17 protein-coding genes are annotated in these 22,136 nt (G+C 72.5%); 9 read left to right on the top strand and 8 right to left on the bottom strand.

Translation table 11 applies throughout. The features are described from left to right. Positions 1-126: 126 nt before the first annotated feature. The 4 genes from ftsR to clsA all read right to left on the bottom strand — a co-directional run bounded on the left by ftsR (position 127) and on the right by clsA (position 4,870). Positions 127-807, bottom strand: coding sequence for a transcriptional regulator FtsR (gene ftsR / locus DQ384_RS28355; protein WP_114031936.1), 681 nt, complete (start codon positions 805-807; stop codon positions 127-129). Between the two features lie 12 nt (positions 808-819). Then, entirely contained in the window at positions 820-1,326 is a 507-nt protein-coding gene (locus DQ384_RS28350; protein ID WP_114031935.1) for an FHA domain-containing protein, read from the bottom strand. 370 nt (positions 1,327-1,696) lie between these two features. Beyond that, positions 1,697-4,198 (bottom strand): mannose-1-phosphate guanyltransferase, encoded by a 2,502-nt coding sequence (locus tag DQ384_RS28345; RefSeq protein WP_114031934.1) that lies wholly within the window; start codon positions 4,196-4,198, stop codon positions 1,697-1,699. Positions 4,199-4,291: 93 nt separating this feature from the next. Then, a complete protein-coding gene (clsA, locus tag DQ384_RS28340; RefSeq protein WP_245966843.1) occupies positions 4,292-4,870 on the bottom strand; it encodes a cardiolipin synthase ClsA in 579 nt (192 codons plus the stop codon). Between the two features lie 196 nt (positions 4,871-5,066). Between clsA and DQ384_RS28335 the strand changes: the two genes are divergently transcribed. After that, a complete protein-coding gene (locus tag DQ384_RS28335; RefSeq protein ID WP_114032038.1) occupies positions 5,067-5,657 on the top strand; it encodes a class I SAM-dependent methyltransferase in 591 nt (196 codons plus the stop codon). Between the two features lie 117 nt (positions 5,658-5,774). After that, the gene (locus DQ384_RS28330; RefSeq protein ID WP_114031932.1) at positions 5,775-6,956 is read left to right on the top strand and encodes an acyl-CoA dehydrogenase family protein; all 1,182 of its coding nucleotides are present in this window, start codon (positions 5,775-5,777) and stop codon (positions 6,954-6,956) included. 96 nt (positions 6,957-7,052) lie between these two features. Here DQ384_RS28330 and DQ384_RS28325 read toward each other — a convergent pair whose 3' ends face one another. Next, the gene (locus tag DQ384_RS28325; RefSeq protein ID WP_114031931.1) at positions 7,053-7,739 is read right to left on the bottom strand and encodes a gamma-glutamyl-gamma-aminobutyrate hydrolase family protein; all 687 of its coding nucleotides are present in this window, start codon (positions 7,737-7,739) and stop codon (positions 7,053-7,055) included. A 557-nt stretch (positions 7,740-8,296) separates the two neighbouring features. Here DQ384_RS28325 and DQ384_RS28320 point away from each other — a divergent pair. Both DQ384_RS28320 and DQ384_RS28315 read left to right on the top strand, forming a co-directional pair. Continuing rightward, positions 8,297-9,415, top strand: coding sequence for a globin domain-containing protein (locus tag DQ384_RS28320; protein WP_114031930.1), 1,119 nt, complete (start codon positions 8,297-8,299; stop codon positions 9,413-9,415). Positions 9,416-9,730: 315 nt separating this feature from the next. Continuing rightward, on the top strand, positions 9,731-10,036 hold the full coding sequence (locus DQ384_RS28315; protein WP_114031929.1) for a ubiquitin family protein: 306 nt from the start codon (positions 9,731-9,733) through the stop codon (positions 10,034-10,036). 49 nt (positions 10,037-10,085) lie between these two features. On the opposite strand, the gene thyX is transcribed toward DQ384_RS28315, so the two are convergent. From thyX to DQ384_RS28295, 3 genes are all read right to left on the bottom strand, one after another. Next, a complete protein-coding gene (gene thyX / locus DQ384_RS28310; protein ID WP_114031928.1) occupies positions 10,086-11,312 on the bottom strand; it encodes an FAD-dependent thymidylate synthase in 1,227 nt (408 codons plus the stop codon). A 62-nt stretch (positions 11,313-11,374) separates the two neighbouring features. After that, the gene (locus DQ384_RS28305) at positions 11,375-12,739 is read right to left on the bottom strand and encodes an amidohydrolase family protein (protein ID WP_245966842.1); all 1,365 of its coding nucleotides are present in this window, start codon (positions 12,737-12,739) and stop codon (positions 11,375-11,377) included. A 111-nt stretch (positions 12,740-12,850) separates the two neighbouring features. Continuing rightward, on the bottom strand, positions 12,851-14,983 hold the full coding sequence (locus DQ384_RS28295; protein ID WP_114031927.1) for an anthranilate synthase component I: 2,133 nt from the start codon (positions 14,981-14,983) through the stop codon (positions 12,851-12,853). A 326-nt stretch (positions 14,984-15,309) separates the two neighbouring features. On the opposite strand from DQ384_RS28295, the gene DQ384_RS28290 reads away from it, so the two are divergent. From DQ384_RS28290 to DQ384_RS28270, 5 genes are all read left to right on the top strand, one after another. Beyond that, a complete protein-coding gene (locus DQ384_RS28290) occupies positions 15,310-16,905 on the top strand; it encodes a CocE/NonD family hydrolase (protein WP_181871471.1) in 1,596 nt (531 codons plus the stop codon). A 329-nt stretch (positions 16,906-17,234) separates the two neighbouring features. Beyond that, complete coding sequence (locus DQ384_RS28285) at positions 17,235-17,465, top strand: DUF3311 domain-containing protein (RefSeq protein ID WP_114031926.1); 231 nt, start codon at positions 17,235-17,237, stop codon at positions 17,463-17,465. Next, a complete protein-coding gene (mctP, locus tag DQ384_RS28280) occupies positions 17,462-19,069 on the top strand; it encodes a monocarboxylate uptake permease MctP (protein ID WP_114031925.1) in 1,608 nt (535 codons plus the stop codon). The genes DQ384_RS28285 and mctP overlap by 4 nt, the downstream gene beginning before the upstream one ends. A gap of 243 nt (positions 19,070-19,312) precedes the next feature. Next, a complete protein-coding gene (locus tag DQ384_RS28275) occupies positions 19,313-21,163 on the top strand; it encodes a serine/threonine-protein kinase (RefSeq protein WP_114031924.1) in 1,851 nt (616 codons plus the stop codon). 83 nt (positions 21,164-21,246) lie between these two features. Beyond that, the gene (locus DQ384_RS28270; RefSeq protein ID WP_114031923.1) at positions 21,247-22,089 is read left to right on the top strand and encodes a hypothetical protein; all 843 of its coding nucleotides are present in this window, start codon (positions 21,247-21,249) and stop codon (positions 22,087-22,089) included. Positions 22,090-22,136 lie beyond the last annotated feature (47 nt).

Raw genomic sequence — 22,136 nt, 5'->3', positions numbered from 1 at the left:
GCTCCGTCCCATTGGGTCACCGGCCCGTTCCGGGCCTGCTCCCTTGCGGCTCTCAGCTCGCGGCGTGACCATCGCCGCAAAATTCAACGTAACATCCCCGCACCCCGAAATGTCCGGGCGGCTCCGTCAGCGGCCCAGAATGCCCCGCAGGCCGCCCCTCACCAGGGCGGTACGCACTTCCTGGAGCAGGGCGGAGATCTCACGGGCGGTCTCCCCCGCCTGGCCGGCGGCGCCCGGCGCGCGGCGGCGCGTCAGGGGCGCGACGGCCTGCTCGACGAGCCCGGCCTCGCGCTCGGCGGCGGCCTTCAGCACCCGCAGGTGGCGGGGATGGAGGCCGAACCTGGCCAGCGCGCCGGTGGCCCTGGCCACGGTGAGGGCCTCGGCGTCGTACCAGCGGGCGACGGGGGTCAGCAGGCCGTAGTCCTCCAGCTCGGCGAGGGTCTCCTCGTCGAGCTCGGCGGCCTCCAGCAGCTCGGCCCGGCTGAGCCGGACCTCGGCGGGCGGGGACTCGCCCGCGACGGCGCGGGGCCGGGTCGGCGGCGGGCCGTCCTGCTCCGCCGTCTCCAGATGGTCCTTGATCACCCGGAGCGGCAGGTAGCGGTCACGCTGGGCGGTGAGGATGTAGCGCAGGCGCTCGACGTCGGCGTGGGTGAACTTGCGGTACCCCGACGGGGAGCGCTGGGGCTCGATCAGCCCCTCGCCCTCGAGAAAACGGATCTTGGAGACGGTGACGTCGGGGAAGTCGGCCCGAAGGATCTCGATGACCTCCCCGATGCTCATGAACGCCCGGGCGGCCTGCGCGCTCATCACCGTTCCTCCTCACCCACGCGTGAGGAACACCAGCCGGAACTTGCCAATCTGGACTTCGTCGCCGCCGGACAGGGGGAGCTCCTCGATGCGCTCCCTGTTGACGTAGGTGCCGTTGAGGCTGCCGACGTCCCGGGCGGTGAAGTAGTCGCCCCGCCGGTAGAACTCGGCGTGCCGGCGCGAGACCGTCACGTCGTCCAGGAAGATGTCGCTCTCGGGGTGGCGGCCGGCCGTGGTGAGCTCGCTGTCGAGCAGGAAGCGGCTCCCGGCGTTCGGCCCGCGCATCACGACGAGCAGCGCCGTGCCCGGAGGCAGCTGATCGACGGCCGCGCGGTCGGGTAGGAGCGTCTGCCCCGTCGCCTCCGAGTCCATCGCCTCGATCCCGCTGAGGGAGATCGTGGAGGTCGTGTCCCCCACCGGCGTGCTCTCGGGTCGGCTCAGCGGCGACCCGCACCGTGAGCAGAAACGGGCGTCTTCAGGGTTGGCATTGCCGCACTGCGTGCAGTAGACGCTCGGCATCGATCGGCTCGGCCTCCTACCGCGAAGTCGCGGCGACGGTGCTCTGGGCGGCGTGCCTCGGTTCTTCGCTGCTCATGTTGCTCAGACTGCGAATGCCGCAACATACGCTGATGAGTCGCAAAGGTCAAGATGAGGGCATGCTCGCGGGTTCGGACATGCTGGTGAGACTCGCTCGGGCTCTCACTACGGGGGCTCGTGACGGCTTGCTCACCTTTCCCCTTCCTGCCCGGCTCGCCGCGCCGGTCCAAAGCTACCGCCCGCGCGGCCCCGCGGTCCATGCGCCGCGCCGGTCGAATGTGACTGGAAACGGTGGGTTCGGGGCAGATCGAACCCGGTGGGCGCGGGCGTCCGGCCGCGGTGGGGGCGGCGGTCAGGTGCCGACGGCCTGTTCGACCACGCGGGCCCAGCGCTCCAGCAGGGCCTGGGCGACGTCCAGGTCGTCGCCCTCGGCCCACAGGTGGGTGACGGCCTCGGAGGGGTCGGGCAGGATGAGCGCCCAGCCGCCGTCCTCCTCGACCACCCGGACGCCGTCGGTGGTGTCCAGGCGGTAGCCGTCGGCGGCCTCCACGACCGACCGCATGACGGCCCCCTTGGCCGCCCACGGCGTCGGCACGGTGCGCTTGAGCATCTTGGCCTGCGGGATGCGGGCGTCGATCTGGCTGAGCGACAGGCGGGTGCGGGCCACGAGGCCCAGCAGGCGCAGGAAGGCGGCCAGGCCGTCCACCGTGGGCGCGAACTCCGGGACGATGAAGCCCCCGCGCCCGTCCGCCGCGAAGATCAGCTCGGGGTCGGCGGCGGCCGAGGTGAGGGCGTCCAGGGCGGTGGAGGTCCACTGCACCTGGGCCCCGTGGAAGCGGCACACCTGCTCGGCGACGCGGGTGGTGGTCACGGGCAGGGCGACCCGGCCGCCGCGGCGCTCGGCGGCCACCAGGTCCAGGACGACGAGCTGGGCGCGCTCCTCGCTGATGAGCTGGCCCATCTCGTCGACCAGCGAGATGCGCTCCCCCACCGGGTCGAACCGCACGCCGAAGGCGGCCCTGGAGGACCCCACGAGCTCGGCCAGGCGCTGCAGGTCCCTGCGGCGCTCGGCGAGGGTCTCGGTCGGCGAGGAGTCGTCCAGGCGGTTGTTGACGGTCAGGACGTCCACGCCGACCCGCCCGAGCAGGCTCGGCAGCACCAGTGCCGAGGTGCCGCCCGCGCAGTCGATCACGACCTTCATCTCGGCGTCCCGCACGCCGGACATGTCGACCCAGCGCAGCAGCTCGCGGGTGTAGTCCTCCACGGCCCTGGCGGGGAAGCTGAGCTCGGCGATCTCGCCGGGGAACGCGCGCCTGAACTCCTGGCGGGAGAAGACGCGCTCCAGCTTGCGCTGGGCGTTCTGGGACAGGTCGGCGCCGTTCTCGTCCATGAAGATGATGTCGACGCTCTGCGGGTCGCCGGGGGTGGTGCGCAGGGCGATGCCGCCCGAGGCGGTCTCGTTGGAGGTGTGGAAGCGCGCCACGGGCATCGGGGCGGCCTCCAGGTCCAGCACGTTGATGGCGCTGGCGTTGAGCGCGCTGATCACGGCGCGCTTGAGGGCGCGGGCCGCGCGGGAGGAGTCGCGCGAGGTGATGACCGAGGCGCCCTTCTTCAGGGTGGTGGCGTAGGCGCTGGCCAGGCGGACGCACAGCTCGGGGGTGATCTCGACGTTGACCAGGCCGGAGACGCCGCGCGGGCCGAACAGGCTGCGCTGGCCGCGCGACTCCCAGATCACGCTGGTGTTGACGACCGCGCCGGCCTCGATCGTCTTGAACGGGTAGATCTTCACCCCGGAGGAGACGTAGGCCTCCGCCTCGATGACGCACTCGTCGCCGACGACGGCGTTCTCCTCGATGCGGGCGCCGGTCATGACGTCGGTGTTCTTGCCGACGACGCATCCGCGCAGGTGGGCGCTCGGTCCGATGTAGACGTTGTCGTGGACGACGGCGCGGTGCAGGAACGCGCCCTCCTTGACCACGACGTTGTCGCCGAGGACGGTGTACTCGCGCAGCTCGGCGCCGGCCTCGACCTTGGCGTAGCCGCCGATGTACAGCGGACCCTTGAGGATGGCGTCGGGGTCGACCGAGGCGCCCTCGGCCACCCACACGCCCGGGGACAGCTCGAAGCCGTCGGCGTCGAGCCGCACCCGGCCCGACAGGGCGTCGGCCTGGGCCTTGAGGTAACTCTCGTGGGTGCCGACGTCCTCCCAGTAGCCGGTGGCGACGTAGCCGTACAGCGGGGCGCCGCGGGCGAGCAGCTTGGGGAAGACGTCGCCCGACCAGTCGACGGCCATGCCGGGGGCCACCTCGTCCAGGACCTCGGGCTCCATGATGTACACGCCGGTGTTGACCGTGTCCGAGAAGACCTGGCCCCAGGTGGGCTTCTCCAGGAAGCGCTGCACCCGGCCGTGCTCGTCCACGATGATGATGCCGAACTCCAGCGGGTTCGGGACGCGCTTGAGCCCGATGGTCACCAGGGCGCCGTTCTCCTCGTGGAACCTGATCATGTCGGTCAGGTCGACGTCGGTGAGCGCGTCCCCGGAGATCACCAGGAAGCGCTCGTCGCGCAGCTTGTCGGCGGCGTTCTTCACGCTGCCGGCGGTGCCGAGCGGGATCTCCTCGGTGGCGTAGTGCAGGCTCATGCCGAGCTCGTCCCCGTCGCCGAAATAGTTGCGCACGAGCGCGGCGAGGAACTGCACGGTGACGACGGTCTCGGTGAAACCGTGCCGCTTGAGCAGGCGCAGCACATGCTCCATGATCGGCCGGTTCACCACGGGAAGCAGGGGTTTGGGCTGGTTGGCGGTCATCGGCCGCAGCCGAGTCCCCTCCCCGCCCGCCATCACGACGGCCTTCACAAATCACCCTCCGGCAGTTTCGTCACGGTGGGCACGCGGCCGCGCTTACGCGGGTGATCGCCGTGAGGCCGCGGAGGCGGCCCCACGATACGATCATGCCCGGCTCGCCTCTTCGATGAGCCGGCGTCCCTGAACCACGTACAGCGCCCCCGCCCACCAATAAAGACCTGTTCCCCAGATGGCGAAGGCCCATCCCAGGATCCGCGCCACGTCGGCGTACCAGCCCTCGTGGGACGCGAGGAAGAGCAGCGGGAAGGCGTACAGCAGGCTCGCCGTCGCCGTCTTGCCGAGGAAGTGGACCGGCAGGGCCGGGCCGAAGCCGTGCCTGCGCAGCACGGGGACGCCGAGCAGGAGCACGACGTCCCTTCCGACGAGCACCGCGGTCAGCCACCACGGGATGACGTCCCGCAGGGTCAGGCCGATCAGCGTCGCCAGGATGTAGAGCCGGTCGGCCAGCGGGTCGAGCATCCTGCCGAGCCTGCTGGTCTGGTTCCAGGCGCGGGCCAGCTTGCCGTCCAGCCAGTCGGAGAACCCGGCCGCCATGAGCAGTGCCAGGGCCCACCCGTCGGCCTTGGGCCCGAGCACGAGCCACAGGAACACCGGCACGCCGAGCAGCCGCAGCATGCTCAGGACGTTCGGAACCGTCCAGATCCGGTCCTCGGCCGATCTCACCGGCTTGCTCCCCTCGTGCCCCCGCGTGAATCTGCTGCCGACCCTACCGGGGCGCGGCGCGAGGTGACGGGGCGGGCGTCCCACCGGCGCGACCTGCCCCGGTCCGCCCTCCTCCCGCAGACGGACGCCGGGCGCGTCACGAGATCCACCGCATTGGGGAAGCGAGCACGCCCCCCGGTTCTCTAAGGTCGTGGGCATGGCCAATGACACAGCCCTCTTCTTCGGGCAGTTCCTACGATCGCCGGGCAAAACCGGCGCGGTGGCGCCCAGCTCCCTCCGCCTGGCGCGGGTCGTCGCCTCGCCCGTGCCCGAGCGCGGGGAGCCGGTGATCGTCGAGCTGGGGCCCGGGACGGGTGTGTTCACCGGCGAGATCCAGCGGCGCCTCGGCGGACGCGGCCACCACCTGGCCGTCGAGATCAACCCGGTGCTGGCCGCACGGCTCTCCGAGCGCCACCCCGGCGCCACGGTCGTCACCGCCGACGCCTGCGACCTGCCGCACCTGCTGGAGCACCACGGCCTCGAGCGGGCCGACGCGGTGGTCAGCGGGCTCCCGTGGGCCGCGTTCCCCGCCCGGCTGCAGGACCGGCTGCTGGAGGCCATCACCACGGTGCTCGGCCACGACGGGACGTTCACGACCTTCGCCTACACCCACGCCCGCACGCTGCCGCCGGCCCTGCGGTTCCGCCGCCGGCTGATGGAGGCCTTCGAGGAGGTCGTGCCGAGCCGCACGGTGTGGGGCAACCTGCCCCCGGCGTTCGTCTACCACGCCCGGCGCCCGCGCGGCTGACCCGTCCGGCGCGCCGACCCGGCCAGGCCCGGCGAGGCGATAAGCGCACCCGCCGCCAGAACTCCGTTCTAGCATGGCGCCCCTGACGGGACCCGACCGGTACTTGGAGAGATCACGGTGGACTTCACGCTTCCCGAGAGCGCCGAGGACGTCCGTCGCGGCGTCGCGGCCATCTGCGCGCGCTACGACATGGACTACTGGCAGCGGTGCGAGGCGGAGAAACGGTGGCCGGAGGAGGTCTGGGCCGAGCTCGCCACGGGCGGGTGGCTGGGCCTGGCCGTGCCCGAGGAGTACGGCGGCGGGGGCCAGGGCCTGCTGGAGCTGGCCGTGGCCACCGAGACGCTGTCGGCCTCGGGCTCGGCCGGCGGGTCGGCGTTCACGTACGTGCTGACGCCGGGGTTCGGCGCGCTGACCCTGGCGCGGCACGGCTCGCCCGGGCAGAGGCGGGCGCTGCTGCCGAAGCTGGCGACCGGTGAGCTGGAGACGTGCTTCGCGCTCACCGAGCCCGACGCCGGGTCCAACTCGCTGGCGATCTCCACCTTCGCCCGCCGCGACGGCGGCGAGTACGTGATCAAAGGGCAGAAGATCTGGATCACCGGGGTCCAGCGGGCGGCCTGGATGCTGCTGGTCGCCCGGACGATCCCCGCGGCCGAGGCCAGGCCGCGCACCAACGGGCTCACCGTGTTCCTGGTGGACGTGCCGAAGGCCGTGGCCGCCGGGCAGCTTTCCTACCGGCCGATCCCGAAGATGGGGGCCAACACCACCCCCTCGAACACGGTGTTCTTCGACGACCTGCGGGTCCCCGCCGCCGACGTGCTCGGGGAGGTCGACCAGGGCGCGGTGGTGCTGTGGGACATCCTCAACCCCGAGCGGATCCTGCTCGGCGCGAGCGCCCTGGGCGGGGCCGAGGTCGCGCTGCGCGTGGCCGTGGCCTACGCCAAGGAGCGCGAGGTGTTCGGACGGCCGATCGGCGCCAACCAGGCCATCGCCTTCCCGCTCGCGCAGGTGAAGGCCAAGATCGAGCTGGCGCGGCTGATGCTGTACAAGGCGGCGTGGCTGTTCGACCGTCAGATGCCCTGCGGGACCGAGGCGAACATCGCCAAGCTCACCGCCTCCCAGGCAGCCTGGGAGGCCGCCGACCACGCCTTCCAGACCCACGGGGGCATGGCCTACTCCCTGGAGTACCCGGTCGCCCGCCTGCTGGCCGACGCGCGGATCGGCAAGGTCGCGCCGGTCACCGAGGAACTGCTGCTGAACTACCTGGCGACCCAGGTGCTGGGGCTGCCCCGCAGCTTCTGAGACGCGGCCCTTTCGAGACGCGGCCCTTCGCCGCCCCGTGCGGGCGGCGGAGGGCCGGTCGGGGTGGCCCGCACGGGTCGGCCGGGCCTCCGCGGCTCAGGGGATCGCGGCCTCCACCAGCGCGTCCACCAGACGGTTGTCGTTGCCGCGCTCGGGGTGCCACTGGACGCCCACGCAGAACCGGTGGCCCTGGAGCTCCACCCCCTCGACGATCTGGTCGTCGGCCCAGGCGATGGCGATCAGGCCGGCGCCGAGCCGCCGCAGGCCCTGGTGGTGGGGCGTGGCCACCTCGATGTGGTCGCCGATGGCCTTGCCGGCCTTGCTGGACACGCTGACCTGGATGGCGTGGGGCGTGCTCGCGGCGTGCCGGTCGTGGTGCACGGCCTCGGGCAGCCACCGGATCAGCGAACCGCCCAGGGTGACGTTCAGGACGTGCATGCCGCGCGCCACCCCGAGCACCGGCACGTCGGCGTCGATGGCCGCCTTGGCGAGCGCCATCTCGAACCTGTCGCGCCGCGGCTGCGGCTCATCGACCCGCTCGTCCCACTCCTCCCCGTAGACCGCCGGGTCGACCTCCACGCCGCCGGCGAGGATGAGCCCCGACAGGCCCCGGACATAGCTGTCCACGGCGCCGAGGCTGAGCGGGGGAACCAGCACCGGGGCGCCTCCCGCCTTGTCCACCGCCTTCGCGTACGCGGGCGGCGAGAGGACGGCCTCGCGCACCCAGGTGCCCCAGCGGGCGGCGTCGAAATATGTGGTGATACCGATAAGCGGTCGGGACATGCGGTCTCCAGGGGCTCGCGCACGGTCGTGCCGCCCTGCGGCGGCACCCAGCCCAGTAGCGGTGGCAGACCCATCATGACGCACAACATTTCCGGGTATGTCACGTATCCGGGTATCAGTCCCGTCTCACTGACCCCAGCGGTCACACCCGTCGCAGGCTCCCGCTCGCCCGCCGGGGGCGGCGCGTACGGGCTCCGCCGCACCGCTCCGCCGACGGGACCCCAGGCGGCCGGGGATATGAGAGACGGATTCACTATTCTGCCGGGGCCGCCGGCGCACCCATGATTTCGACCACCGAATACGAATAAGACTCTCGTTCCCCGCCGTTTTCCTGCTGTCCTGATCGGCCATTACGGAGAATCAATCGCCAATTACGAACAGTTCGCTTTCCCGCCACATTGTGGTGAAACGGTTGTGAGGCCCATGTAGGAATGGAAGACTCCAATTCGAGCGATCGGTGGCGCCGGGGCCGCCGGACGCTCACCGACCCGGAACCATCAGGAGGTGGCACGACAAGATCGGACACCGTTTCCGGTCTATTAGGGTGGCGTTGACAAATGTCGTTGAATCCCCGTCTCGTCAAGGAAAGTTTCTCGGACATCCAGCCCGTCATGGGCAAGGCCGTCGCGTACTTCTACGGGAGGCTGTTCGCTGAGAGCCCACACCTCCGGGGGCTGTTCCCGCCCGCCATGGACGTCCAGCGCGACCGCCTCTTCAGCGCGCTCACCCGCGTCGTGTGGAGCCTGGACAGCCCGGACAGCCTCCGCAGCTACCTGGGGCAACTCGGCCGCGACCACCGCAAGTACGGCGTGGTCCCCGAGCACTACACCGCCGTGGGCAACGCGCTCCTCGCCACCATCAAACGCTTCTCCGGCGACGGCTGGACCCCCGAGGTCGAGGCGGCGTGGGCCGCCGCGTACACCGCCGCGGCCAACATGATGATCGAGGCCGCCGAGGCCGACGCCGGGGTCTCCCCGGCCTGGTGGACCGCGGAGGTCGTCGACCACGAGACCCGCGCCCCCGGCATCGCCGTGATCACCCTGCGCCCCGGCGCCCCCCTGCCCTACACCGCCGGGCAGTACGTCAACGTGCAGACCTCCCGCTGGCCCCGGGTATGGCGCACCTACTCCATCGCCAACGCGCCCCGCCCGGACAACACAATCAGGCTGCACGTGCGCGCCGTCCCCGGAGGCTGGGTCAGCACGACGCTGGTCTCCCGCACGCGCGTCGGCGACTCGGTCCTGCTCGGCCCGCCGGTCGGCAGCATGACGCCCCCCGAGGGCGAGCACCCGCGCGACCTGCTGCTCGTGGCCGGCGGCACCGGCCTCGCCCCGCTGAAGGCCGTCGTCCAGCACGTCATCGCCTCCGGGCACCGCCCCAACATCCACCTGCTGTTCGGCGCCCGCACGGCCGCCGAACTGTACGACCTCGGCGACCTCATCCAGATGGAGGCCCGGTACCCGTGGCTGAGGGTCGTGCCGGTCGTGTCCGGCCAGCCCGGCTACGACGGGATGCGCGGCACGCTCACCGACGCCGTGCGCCGCTTCCACTCCTGGACCGACCACGAGGTGTACGTCTGCGGGCCGCCCGCCATGGTGAGCGAGACCGTACGGCTGTTGGAGGACGACGGCGTGCCTCCCGCCCGGATCCACCGGGATCCGGTCCGCGAGCCGTGAGGGCGCGCGCCCGGCCGAAAAACGGCCCTCCTCGCAGGGTAAACAGATATCGCAGGACGATCCGGGCGATCTGATCACCAACATCGCGGGGAGCCCGGCGGACGCCCCGCCGACGTGACACGATGATGCCGATCCGCGCGCAGCGGCCGACACGTCGGCCGGGCGGCGCCACGCCGTGTCGGGGGAACGGCGACGCGGCCCGGCCCCGAAAGGAAGGGCGATCATGCAGGGCACCCCGCCCGCCGCCGACCCCCGGCGGCCCTCTCCCCCATTCGCCCGGGCCCGTCTCACCGCGCCGGCGGTGCACTGACTCCCATGGCCAAGCCGGTCACGCTCGTGACATTCGTGCTGCCCAGCGCGCTCGGCCACTGGGGCAGCGGAGCGACCGAGGTGCGGGTCTTCGCCGTGGCGGACTCCGCCGAGAGCCGTCCCACGCTCGGCGCCGCCCTCCACACCCTGCGCCGCACCCACCCGATGCTGGAGAAACGTCTGTGCGACGAGTACGGCGGGATCCGCCGTCACATCAGCATGTTCGTCTGCGGGGAGAACGCCCGCCGCCTCGGGGGGCTGGCCTGCGCCTTACCCCCCGGGGCCGAGGTGTACGTGCTGCCGGCGCTGTGATCACCGTGTGATCGGCGCGGGGTGATCGGCGCGGGGATCGGTGTCGCGGTCAGGGGGCGACGCGGCCCGCGGCGTTGAAGGCGGCGTACGTGAGCGGCATCAGCCCGGCCCAGATCGCCTCCATCTTCTCGGCGACCATCTCGATCTCGCGCTGCGGGAACGACGGCACCGTGGCCCGCTCGTCCTTGGTGCGCAGCGACAGGAAGTGCATCAGCGAGCGGGCGTTGCACGTGGCGTACATCGAGGAGAACAGCCCGACGGGCAGCACCGCCCGGGCTACCTCCCGGGCGATGCCGGCCTTCAGCATCTCCTGGTAGGCCTCGTAGGACCGCCGGTAGGAGTCCTCCATGGCCTCGGTCACCAGCTTGTACTGCTCGTCGTCCCCCTCGACGAAGGTGTACTTCCCCGGCTTCCCCTGCTGCACGAGCCTGCGCTCCCGCCCGGGAACGTAGAAGACCGGCTGGAGCTCGCGATATCTGCCGCTCTCCTCGTTGTAGGAGTTGTGAACGACGATGCCGTCGGCGATGAAGTTGTGCCAAGGGCCCGGCATGGAGATGTCATAGGTCTCCTCCTCGCCGTCCGGCACGACCGAAAGGATCTCCTCGTCGCGGACACCCTCCCGCAGAGGCCCGGGAACACCGGTGGACTCGCCGGCCGGCACGGTCGCCTGTGCGGAGATCAGGTCTGCGGGCGCGAGATCCTTCGCCTTGACCCAGGCGCCGCGCGAGAGGAGCGCATGGTCGGGTGAGCATCGCAGGACCTTGCCGTGGACCGTCGTGATCTTCAGGATCGGCTTGATCCCGCTCCTGAAGACATCGGCGATGCGGGCCGATTCGATCAGGCCGGTGTCGAGGTTCACCGTACGCGTGGTCGGATGGCGGCGGGAGGGGAGTTCGCGGACGCCGCCCACGGAGTCGTGAACGCCCTCGTGCCAGTCCGCGTAGATGTCCTTGATCTTCTTGTTCACCCCGTTCGTCAACGGCCCCACCGGAATCAGCGCGTCTCCGGGGAGGCACCAGCCCACGCGGTGGCGGTGGAATTCGCGGAAGACGAGGATGGGGGCGCTGATGAAGAAGGTCATCGAGTTGTGCTCGAAGGGGCTGCCGTGGCGGTCGCGCATGAGGTAGTTGATCAGGCCCCTGGAGCGCTCGGGGTCCTGGTGGACGGCCTCCAGCGACTGCTCGCCCGCGGTGGAGACACGGGCGGCCCACACCACGTCGGAGTCGGCGGCGTTGTGCCTGACCAGCTCCACCGTCACATCGCTCAGGAATTCCACGCCTCGGTTCCCCCTCCGTCTGCGGCCGCCGCCATCGTACTGGAGTGCGAGCCCGGGGCCCGCTAGAGGCGGTAGACGCGGCGGGCGTTGTCGGATCCGATCATGTGGGCGACGCGGGCGGCGTCGGGAGCGCTCCACTTCCCCTGCTCCAGCCGGTCCGCCAGCGCCCGCCCGAGGCCCCGGCGGAAGCGCAGCGCGGCGAGGTGGCAGGTCTCGGCGACGCCGCGGCCGTGCGAGCCGAACATCAGCTTGTGGAACGGGAGCAGGTCCAGCAGCTCGCCGACGACGCCCGCCGCGCTCCCGGCGCAGTGGATGAGGGCGGAGCCGGCGTCGAGGTACACGTGCGGGAACCCGGCGGCGAGGTGGGCGGCCTGCCGGTGGAACGGGTGGCAGTGCAGCAGGACCAGCGGCACGCCCGCGGGGCCCAGCGCCTCGGCGAACCCGGCCAGAAGGGCGGGGTCGCAGTGGCCCGGGCCGGCGACGGGGCCGTAGCCGGTGGAGATCTGGAGGGACAGGCCGCGTTCGCGGGCGACGGCGGTGGCCGTCCAGAGCAGGTGGCGCAGCAGGACGGGGTGGTCCAGGGGGCGCCCGGGGTCGGCGAGCCGCCTGCCCGCCGCGGCGATCACCGCGCCGCGTGACGGCCGTGCGGGGTCGAACCCCGGCCCGCAGCGACGGGCGACGACCGTCTTCAGCGCGACGGCGCCGGCGGCGCGTGCGGACAGGTGCTCCTCCAGCGCCGCGAGGTACCCGGCGGCGGTCGTGCCCCCGCGGGCCACGTCCTCCTCGACGCTCTCCAGGCGGACGATCTCGTCGGCGGCGGCCCCGCCGAGCCTGCCCATCTCGGCGGCCGAGAGCAGCTCACGCCCGCCCGCGGCCGCACGGGTGACCGTCTCCTCCCGCGCGCCGCCGTTGGCCGCCCATTCCCGGACGCCGCGCGCGGCGCCATTGGCAGGCCCCACCGGACCGTCGCCCCCCACCGGCGCGCCGCCCCTCGCGCCGTCGGCCGTCCCTGCCCGCGCGCCGCGCGCCGTGCGGTCCGCCATGCCGTCCGGCCCGGTGTCCGTGCCCGTGTCCACGAGGAACGCCACGACGCCGGCGGCGCGCAGGAGGCGGCGGTTGACCTCCTGGGGGCCGAGTTCGGCGCGGCGGGCGAGGTAGACGGCGGGCGGCGCGTGTGGGGCGAGGCCGAGCACGGGGGCGCACCAGCGCCTGATGGCGGCGCCCAGGGGGGTCTCGAAGTGCGTGGTTCCCGGGACCGGCGGGGCGCCGGTCCCGGCGATGAGCGTCTCGAACCGCGCCCGGGGAAGCTCGTCGCGGCGCACGCCGTGGCAGTGGTGGTCCACCAGCGGGGCGAGCAGCGCCGCCCGCACCGAGTCGGGGAGGGCGGCCGGAACCGCGCCGGCCGCGGCCATGTCGGCCGGATCCATCGGCCCCCTCACCCCGCTCTCGGCGTACGTCGTACGTCGCGGGCGGGCCGGACGCCCGCTCGCGCCCGTGGACTCTACGGCCGCGGGCCGCTTCTCATCCCCCGCCTTTACTCAACCCCGGCACAGCCGCAACACGTTGGCGATGATCCTGGCCCCGGCCCCGCCCTCCACGGTGAGGATGGACTCGGGGTGGAACTGGACGCCGAAGCGGCGGTTCTCGGTGTCCTCGATGGCCATGACCGCGCCGTCGGGGGTCTCGGCCGTGACGGTGAACCCCTTCACGCCGGGCCGTTTGGCGTGCAGCGAGTGGTAGCGCGCGGCGGTGAACTCCTGCGGCAGCCCGTCCAGCAGCGCCCCCCCGCCGACCCGGGCGACCTGCCCGCGCTTGCCGTGCTCGGGGTGGGACAGCAGCGAGAGGCTGCCGCCCGCCTGCTCGACCATCGCCTGGAGCCCGAGGCAGACGCCGAAGACGGGCAGCCCGCGCGCGTAGAGGGCGTCCAGAAGGGCCGAGCAGCCGAAGTCGGACGGCCAGCCGGGGCCGGGCGAGAGGACCACCATGCCCGGGTCGACCTCCTCCAGCATCGACAGGGGGAAGCCGTGGCGGAGCGTGACGACGTCGGCGCCGTGCTGGCGGAAGTAGTCGGCGAGGGTGTTGACGAAGGAGTCCTCGTGGTCGACGAGCAGGACCTTCACGCCCTCGCCCGGCCGCTCGGGCGCGGAGGACGGGACGGCATGCTCCTGGGGACGGCCGACGGCGGCGAGGGCGCCGAGCAGGGCGCTTGCCTTGAGCTCGGTCTCGCGTTCCTCGGCGGCGGGGTCGGAGTCGAACAGCAGGGTGGCGCCCGCCCGGACGATGGCCACGCCGTCCCTGATCTGCGCGGTGCGCAGGGTGAGCCCGGTGTTCATGGACCCGTCGAAGCCCAGGTAGCCGACGGCGCCGCCGTACCAGCGGCGGGCGGTCGCCTCCTGGTCCTCGATGAACTGCATGGCCCAGGTCTTGGGGGCGCCCGTGACGGTGACGGCCCACATGTGGGTGAGGAAGGCGTCCAGGGCGTCGAAGCCGGGGCGGAGCCGTCCTTCGATGTGGTCGACGGTGTGGATGAGGCGCGAGTACAGCTCGATCTGACGGCGGCCGATCACCTGCACCGAGCCGGGGACGCAGATCCGCGACTTGTCGTTGCGGTCGACGTCGGTGCACATGGTGAGCTCGGACTCCTCCTTGACGGAGCTGAGCAGGGTGCGGATGGCCTCGGCGTCCTCCACGGGGTCGGCGCCGCGGGCGATCGTGCCGGAGATCGGGCAGGTCTCGACCCGGTCGCCCTGGACGCGGACGTACATCTCGGGCGAGGCGCCGACGAGGTGCTCACCCTCGCCGAGGTTGAACAGGAACTCGTAGGGCGCGGGGTTGCTCTGGCGCAGGTGGCGGTAGAAGCCCGCCGGGTCGGCGCAGGGGGCGTGGAATACCTGGCCGGGGACGACCTCGAACAGGTCGCCGCGCCGGAACTTCTGCTTGGCGGCCTCGACGACCTCGGCGTACTCGCCGCGCTTCGGGTCGGCGGGGACCTCCGCGGGCGGGACGGGCAGGGAAACCGTCTCCCCCTCGCGTTCGAGGCCGCGCGTGGAGACGCCGTCGACGGTGAACTCGTAGAGGTACTCGTAGCTGGTCTCGCGCTTGCGGTCGATCACCATGACGCGGTCGGGCAGGTGCAGGACCAGGTCGCGCTGGTCGGCCGCGCGTTCGAGTCGCCGGCGGATCGGCTCGAACTGGAACGCCAGGTCGTAGCCGAAGGCGCCGTACAGGCCGAGGTGCTCGTCCTCGCCCGCGAACGCGGCGATCACCTCACGGATCGCGGTGAACACGGTGGGACGGCGGCTGCGCATCTCTTCGGGGAGGATCTCCCCGGTCTCGGCGATGTGGACCTCGACGTGGTCGGGGGCCGGCTCGGTGGTGGGCTTGCCCACGGCCAGCAGGCAGCTGGTGACCGCGGGCATCACGACCCGGCCGCGCGCGTTGAGCGCGCGGGCGGAGATGGCGCGGCCGCGGGCGACGATCTCCAGCACCGGGTCGACGTAGGCGAGGTGCCATCGGCTGTAGCGGCCGGGGTACTCCATTCCGGAGGAGAGCACGCCGCCGCGACGCTCGCCGAGCGAGGAGACGACGTCCTCCAGCACCGACTCGGGTACGTCGGCGGTCGTCACCTCGACCTCGATGCCACCGGCGGTGGTATATGCGCTCGTTTCCACCCTTGCCCCGCCCTTCTTGATCTTCGATTGGCCCCGGGCGGGCACGAAAAAGGCCGCCTCCCGGGGCGGCCGTCCGTGGGTATGCGAAAGTCGCGCCGCCTATGCGGGGCGCCACCACTGAGCAGAAGAGGTCTTTCGCATGCTGGAATGCTAGCGGCCCCCGGTGCGCGGCGCCACTTGTTCGCCCCGACACGCCCGCGGCGGCGGCACCCGGAGGGCGGAGTGACGTACGTCACAGCGCTCGACGCACGATAGCACTAGCATGTTACCAGTGAGTAACGCGCCGCTTACGTCCACGAGGGTATGACTCCAAGCGAGGAGCGCCCATGACTCGGTTACCGCACAGGGTCGTCGTGCACAGGGACATGCGGGTCCCCATGCCGGACGGCGTCATGTTGCTGGCCGACCGGTACATCCCGATCGGCGTGAGCGCCCCGCCCACCATCCTCGTCCGCTCCCCCTACGGCAGGCGCGGACTGTTCGGCCTGGTCTACGGCAGGTCGTTCGCCCGGCAGGGCTTCCAGGTGATCCTGCAGAGCTGCAGAGGCGGGTTCGGGTCCGGCGGCGAGCTCACCCCGCTGGACGAGCAGGACGACGGGCTCGCGACCGTCGAGTGGATGCGCGCCCAGCCCTGGTACGGCGGCACCTTCGCCATGCACGGCCCGAGCTACCTCGGGTACGCCCAGTGGGCCATCGCGCCGTTCGCCGGGCCCGACCTCAGGGCCATGGCGACACAGGTGACCGCCTCCCAGTTCCGTGACGCCGCCTACGTGGGCGGCTCTTTCGCGCTGGAGGCCGTGCTGAGCTGGAGCACGCTGACCGCCATGCTGTCCGGGCCGCTCAGCGGCGCCGCGCCGGTCTTCGCCCCGCGCCGCACCCAGCGGGCCGTGATGTCCGGCCGTCCCGTCGGCGAGTTCGACCAGGTGGCCGCCGGGCGCACGCTGCCCTTCTACCAGGAGGTGCTCAGCCACCACGCCGATCCGGCCGTGCCGTTCTGGAAGAAGAGGGACTTCTCGGCCACCGTCGGCGAGGTCGAGGCGGCCGTCACCATGACCGGCGGCTGGTACGACGTCTTCCTGCCCTGGCAGCTCAAGGACTACGCCGCCATGCGCGCGGCCGGGCGGCGTCCCCACCTCACGATCGGGCCCTGGCACCACGCCGACGTGCGGCACGGGCGGCTCGCCAACCTGGACGCGCTGCAATGGTTCCGCGCCCACCTGCTCGGCGACTCCTCGGGCCTGCGGGCCAGCCCCGTGCGGCTGTACGTCACCGGCGCGGGGATGTGGCGCGACTACGACGACTGGCCCGTGCCCGGGATGGCGCGGCGGCGCTGGCACCTCCAGCCCGGCTTCGGCCTCGGCCCCGGCGCCCCGGCCGAGTCCTTCCCGGACCGCTACCGCTACCACCCCGCCCGGCCCACGCCGGTCCTCGGCGGCCCCACCCTGCTCGGCAACTCCGCGCCCCGCGACAACCGGCGCCTGGAGGCGCGGCCCGACGTCCTCGTCTACACCGGCGACGTGCTGCGGGACGACCTGGACCTGATCGGCCCGGTCACCGCCGACGTCTACCTGCGCTCCAGCACCCCCTACACCGACCTGGTGATCCGCGTCTGCGACGTGCACCCCGACGGGTCGTCGTACAACGTGTGCGAGGGCGTGCGCCGGCTGTTCCCCGGAGCGCCGCCCACCGGCGAGGACGACGTGCGCCGCGTCGAGGTCGAGCTGTGGCCGATCGCCCACCGTTTCCTGCGGGGGCACCGGGTGCGGGTCCAGGTGGCCAGCGGGGCCTACCCCCGGCTGGCGCGCAACCTCGGCACCGGCGAGCCGCTGGCCACCGGCCGTACGGCGGTCGCCGCCGACCAGGAGATATTCCACGACCCCGGCCACCCCTCGGCGATCATCTTCCCCCACGCCCGGGCCTGAGGCCACCGCCGAGGATCGCGGGCGCCCGCGCCTCAAGTCATGGCCGTTCCCGCGCGCGTCAGGCCGCTTGTCAAGACCCGCGCCGACGACGATCGGCGACCGGGCCCGCCGCGTCGCCGAAAGGCCACCCCCGGGGCACGCCTCCCCTTCACGACCCCCCTGAGCTGGGAAGATCGCCGAGGGGCGCGCACGGGGGCCCGTTCACCGCGCCAACAAGTCCGTTCACAGATCGGTGAAGGTTTCGCCTCGCACGCGAAATTACGCTTCCGCTCGACCGGATCACCGGCCTCGCCAGGCCGGTGCCGCCTCCCTTTCGCGAGGAGAGTGAGTTGACCACGCCACCCAGCGATCAGCGCCCGGCCAGGAGCGATCGCAGCCCGTGGAACTGGCTGCTGCTCGTGCCGATCGTGATCCCTCTGATCACCGCCGTCTACAACGCGGACGAGCCCCGCCTGTTCGGGCTCCCGCTGTTCTACTGGGCGCAGCTCGCCTTCATCATCCTCGGCGTCGCCTCCACCACCATCGTGTACCAGGTCGGCAAGCGGAGGAACGGCCGATGAGCGAGCATCTCACCGAGATCGTGGTCTTCGCCGTCCTGTTCCTGCTCGTCAGCGGCATGGGGTTCGTCGCGGCCCGCTGGCGCCGCCCCGACGACCTGGCGAGCCTGGACGAGTGGGGCCTCGGCGGACGGAAGTTCGGCACGTGGATCACCTGGTTCCTCGTCGGCGGCGACCTCTACACCGCCTACACCTTCGTGGCGGTCCCCGCCCTGCTGTACGGCGCCGGCGCGACCGGGTTCTTCGCCCTGCCCTACACGATCATCACCTACCCGCTGATCTTCCTCGTGGTGATCCGGCTGTGGTCGGTGTCCCACGTGCACGGCCTGGTGACCCCCGCCGACTTCGTCCGCGCCCGGTTCGGCTCCCCGACGCTGGCCCTGCTGATCGCGATCACCGGGCTGGTCGCCACGATGCCCTACATCGCCCTCCAGCTCGTCGGCATCGAGGCGGTGCTGAAGTCGATGGGCGTCAGCGGCGAGCTGCCGCTGATCATCGCGTTCGCGATCCTCGCCGCCTACACCTACCAGTCGGGCCTGCGCGCCCCGGCGCTGATCGCCTTCGTCAAGGACACGCTCATCTACATCGTGATCCTCGTGGCGGTGATCTACATCCCGACGCGGCTCGGCGGCATGGGCTCGATCTTCGACGCGGCCCGGGCGAAGTTCGAGGCCACCCCCGCGCCCGGTGACGGCTACCTGCTCAACGCCAACAACCAGCTCCAGTACGTCACGCTGGCGCTCGGCTCGGCGATGGCGCTGTTCCTGTACCCGCACAGCGTCACCGGCGTGCTCGCGGCGCGCAACCGGGGCGTGATCAAGCGGAACATGTCCGCGCTGCCCGCCTACAGCCTCCTGCTCGGCCTCATCGCGCTGCTCGGCTACATGGCGATCGCGGCCGGGGTCAAGCCGATCACCGCGGGCGGCAAGGCCGACCCCAACACCGTGGTGCCCCAGCTTTTCGACGCGATGTTCCCCGACTGGTTCACCGGAGTCGCCTACGCCGCCATCGGCATCGGCGCGCTGGTGCCCGCGGCCATCATGTCGATCGCGGCGGCCAACCTGTTCACGCGCAACATCTACAAGGAGTACATCAGGCGGGACGCCACCAACGCCCAGGAGGCGGCGGTCAGCAAGATCGCCTCGCTGGTCGTGAAGATCGGCGCGGTTCTGGTCATCCTGCTGATCGACCCGCAGTTCTCCATCGACCTCCAGCTCATCGGCGGCGTGATCATCCTGCAGACGCTGCCCTCGGTCGGGCTCGGCCTCTACACCCGCTGGTTGCACCGGGGCGGGCTGATCGCCGGCTGGACGGCGGGCATGGCCGCCGGCATGCTGATGCTCTACAACATCGCCAACCCCGCCACCGACCACGCCCACTTCGGCGGGTCGGCGTTCCCGCTGGCGAAGCTGGGCCTGGACACCAAGATGACGATCTACGCCGGCTTCCTGGCCCTGGCCGTGAACCTGGTGGTGGCCCTCGTCGGCACGCTGATCGCCCGCGCCGCCAAGCTCGCCGAGGGCGCCGACGCCACCCGCCCCTCCGACTACTTCGCCGACGAGGGCGACCCCCGCGTCCACGACATCCAGCTCACCGGCTCCCACTGACCGCCCGTCCTCCGGCGGCCCGTCACCCGTGGCCGCCCGGCCGGCACACCCCGCGCGGCACGCCCGCCCGGCGGTCCCCGTCGGATCGCCGGGCGCTCGCGTTCCCACGCGCCGCGCCCGGTGGTGAGCAGGGCTTTTCCTCCCTCCCCGCCGTATCGGCACCGGGTGAGTGTGATCTATACGGAAATATGAGCGAGAACCTTCCGATAGGGTGCCGCTCGCGGGCCGTGAGGGAGGTGGCGGGTGGGCGAGCCTGGGGCGCCCGAGGTGCCGGGGTACGAGGTGCTCGGAATCCTCGGTCAGGGCGGGTTCGGCGTGGTGTACCGCGCGCGGCAGCTCGCCGTACGCCGCGAGGTCGCTCTCAAGGTCGACAACCGCGTGCTGGTCTCCGAGCGCGACCGGCGGCGCTTCATGCGCGAGGTCAGCTCGGCCGGGGCGCTGTCGGGCCACCCGCACGTGGCGGACGTGTACGACGCCGGGGTGCTCGGCGACGGGCGTCCGTACATGGTGCTGGAGCTGTGCCCGGGCGGTTCGCTGTCGGACCGGCTGCGCGAGCAGGGCCCGCTGAGCCCCGCCGAGGTGCGCGACATCGGGGTGCGCATCGCCGACGCGCTGGCGGCGGCCCACACGGCGGGCGTGCTGCACCGTGACGTGAAACCGGCCAACATCCTGGTGAACGGGTACGGGATGGTGGCGCTGTCGGACTTCGGGCTGGCCGCGACCGCTCACACCGAGGGCGAGATGTCGGTGACCCGCGAGTCGCTGACCCCGGCGTTCGGCCCTCCGGAGGCGTTCGAGCTCGCCGAGCCGAGCCCGGCGGGCGACGTCTACTCGCTGTCGGCGACGTTGTACGCGCTGCTCAGCGGGCGTCCGCCGCGTTTCCCCGAGAGCGGCGTGGTCAACGTCGCGATGATCATGGCGTTGCACCGGCGGCCGGTCCCGGAGATCCCCGGGGTGGCGCCGGAGCTGACCGCCGTGCTCCGCGCGGGCATGGCGGCCGACCCCCGCGAGCGCATCCCGTCCGCCGCCGACCTGCGGGACGCCCTCGCGGCGATCCCCGCGGCCGTGCTGCCGGGACGGCCGGGGCACTCCGGGCGATCCGGATCGGGCGGTCCGTCGGTGGCATATCAGGTGGCCCAGCCGAGCCACCCCGGTCCGGCCGCCCAGCCGGGCCACCCCGGGCACTCGGGACCGCTGTCGCATCCGGCCCCCCACGGACATTCGGCGCCGCTCCCCCACGCGAGCGCGCCCGGCCACTCCGGGCCGTACGAGCGCCCGCCGCAGTACTCCCGCCCCGCCGCGCGGAGCGCGCCGTCCGCGCCCCCGGCCCATTCCCGGCATTCGGCTCCCACCGGGCCGTCCCGGCGGCACGGGGACGGCCCTGACCGAGGCGGGCGCCCGTCCCCCCGGGAGGCCGTCACCGGGCCGAGCGCACGTGCCGTGTCCAGTACCCTCCCCCCGCACACGCCGAAGCAGAACGCGCACACCGGCGCGTACGTCGCGGTCGCCGGGGTGTTCGCCCTGCTGCTGACGATCGGGACGGCCCTCGCCCTCCACGAGGGCGCGACGCCCGACGCCGCCACGACCATGCCGGCGAGCGCTCCACCGGCGACGGGGGCGGGCGTGGGCACGGGCCTGCCGTCCGGCGGCCTGGAGCCGACCGCCGGGGCCGTTGCGACCGTCACGGCCAACTGCCCCGCGGCGTCGGTGGCCGCGGCGCGGGCCGCCTGCAGTCAGGAGGCCGAGTGCTGGGGCGGCATCGTCTCCATCGCGGGGTCGGTGACGGTCAAGCGGCGCGGCTGCGAGGAGGCCCACTCGTGGGAGACCTTCGCCGTGGCGCCGATGCCCGTGGACGGGATCACCTACGACCTGCAGGACCTCGAGGCGCACCCCGTGGTGAAGAAGCTCTGCTCGATGCAGGTGCTGCTGAAGTCGAGGCAGGGCGTCGCCAGGGAGATCTCCCCCTCCAAGTGGATGGTCTCGGCGCTGCCCCCGAGCCCGGAGGCTTTCAAGGAGGGGGTGCGCGTCTACCGGTGCGTCGGCGGCGTGATGGGCAGCGAGCGCCCGGGGACCTACTTCAGACCCCTGAGCTGAGAGCGCCGCGCCCGCGGAACGGCGACGCGCTGTGAATATTGGAAATGTCTGGAACTCAAGGGAACTGTTGGTACGCTCCGGGCGTGAGTGAAAGGCTGGACGCTCTGGAGGAGCGCATCAACGCGCTCCGCGCGGAGGTCCGCCGGGCCGTGCGCGCCCGGGACGGCGCGCTGGCGAGGTCGCTGCGGGCCGAGCTGCGCGGCGTGGAGCGCGCGTGGGACCAGGCGCTGGCCGACCAGGAGCCGCCCGCCCGCGAGACCCCCTCGGCGAGCGAGCCGGACGAGGCGCCGCGGGCCGGGGCGGCGCGGGAGCCGGGCGCGCTGGTGCCCGTGCGCGAGCAGGTGCACCAGGCGCTGACGATCCTTGGCGTGCCCGCGTCGGCGAAGATGATCGTCGCCGTGCACGGCGCGCTGCGGGCGGGCTCGTTGCGGGGCACGCAGCTCGCCAGCCTTCGCAGGGACGAGGAGCGTTCCTTCAGGTCCTCGCCGTTCGCGCGGCCGTACTACCTGTGCGCCGCGCTCACCGACCGCCTGTCGGCCTCGCGCGGCCTGCTCACGGTCAGCACGTGGCCACTGGAGCGCCGGGCGATCGGCCCGCTGAGCCCCCGCGTCGACTTCCTCACCACGGCGATCCGCGTGGCCGAGCACATCCTGCGGCTGGAGGAGGCGGGCGAGCCGACGCCGTCCGGCGCGGAGAGACTGCTGTCGCGGCTCGCGTACAACGTCCCCGGCGTTCCCGTCGCGCCCGACGCCCCGCCCCGTCCGGCCATGGTGGTCAAGGCGGCCCGCGCCGAGCTGGAGGTCCACGCCGGCGCGGACGCGGACGCCCGCGCGCGGATCGCCGACCGCGCCCGCGCCCGCCTGGGGGACGCCGAACGGCTGTTCGGCGGCACGATCCTGAGCCTCGCCCGCGAGGAGGCGTCGTGAGAGCCCGCGCCGCGCCCGGGGCGGCCGTGCGGTCCGGTGTTCATGTC

Source organism: Sphaerisporangium album, from assembly GCF_003323745.1.
In the GTDB taxonomy this organism is placed as follows: Bacteria; Actinomycetota; Actinomycetes; order Streptosporangiales; family Streptosporangiaceae; genus Sphaerisporangium; species Sphaerisporangium album.
Note: the sequence above shows the minus strand (reverse complement) of the source record. Positions and strands in the feature narration are given on the sequence as shown.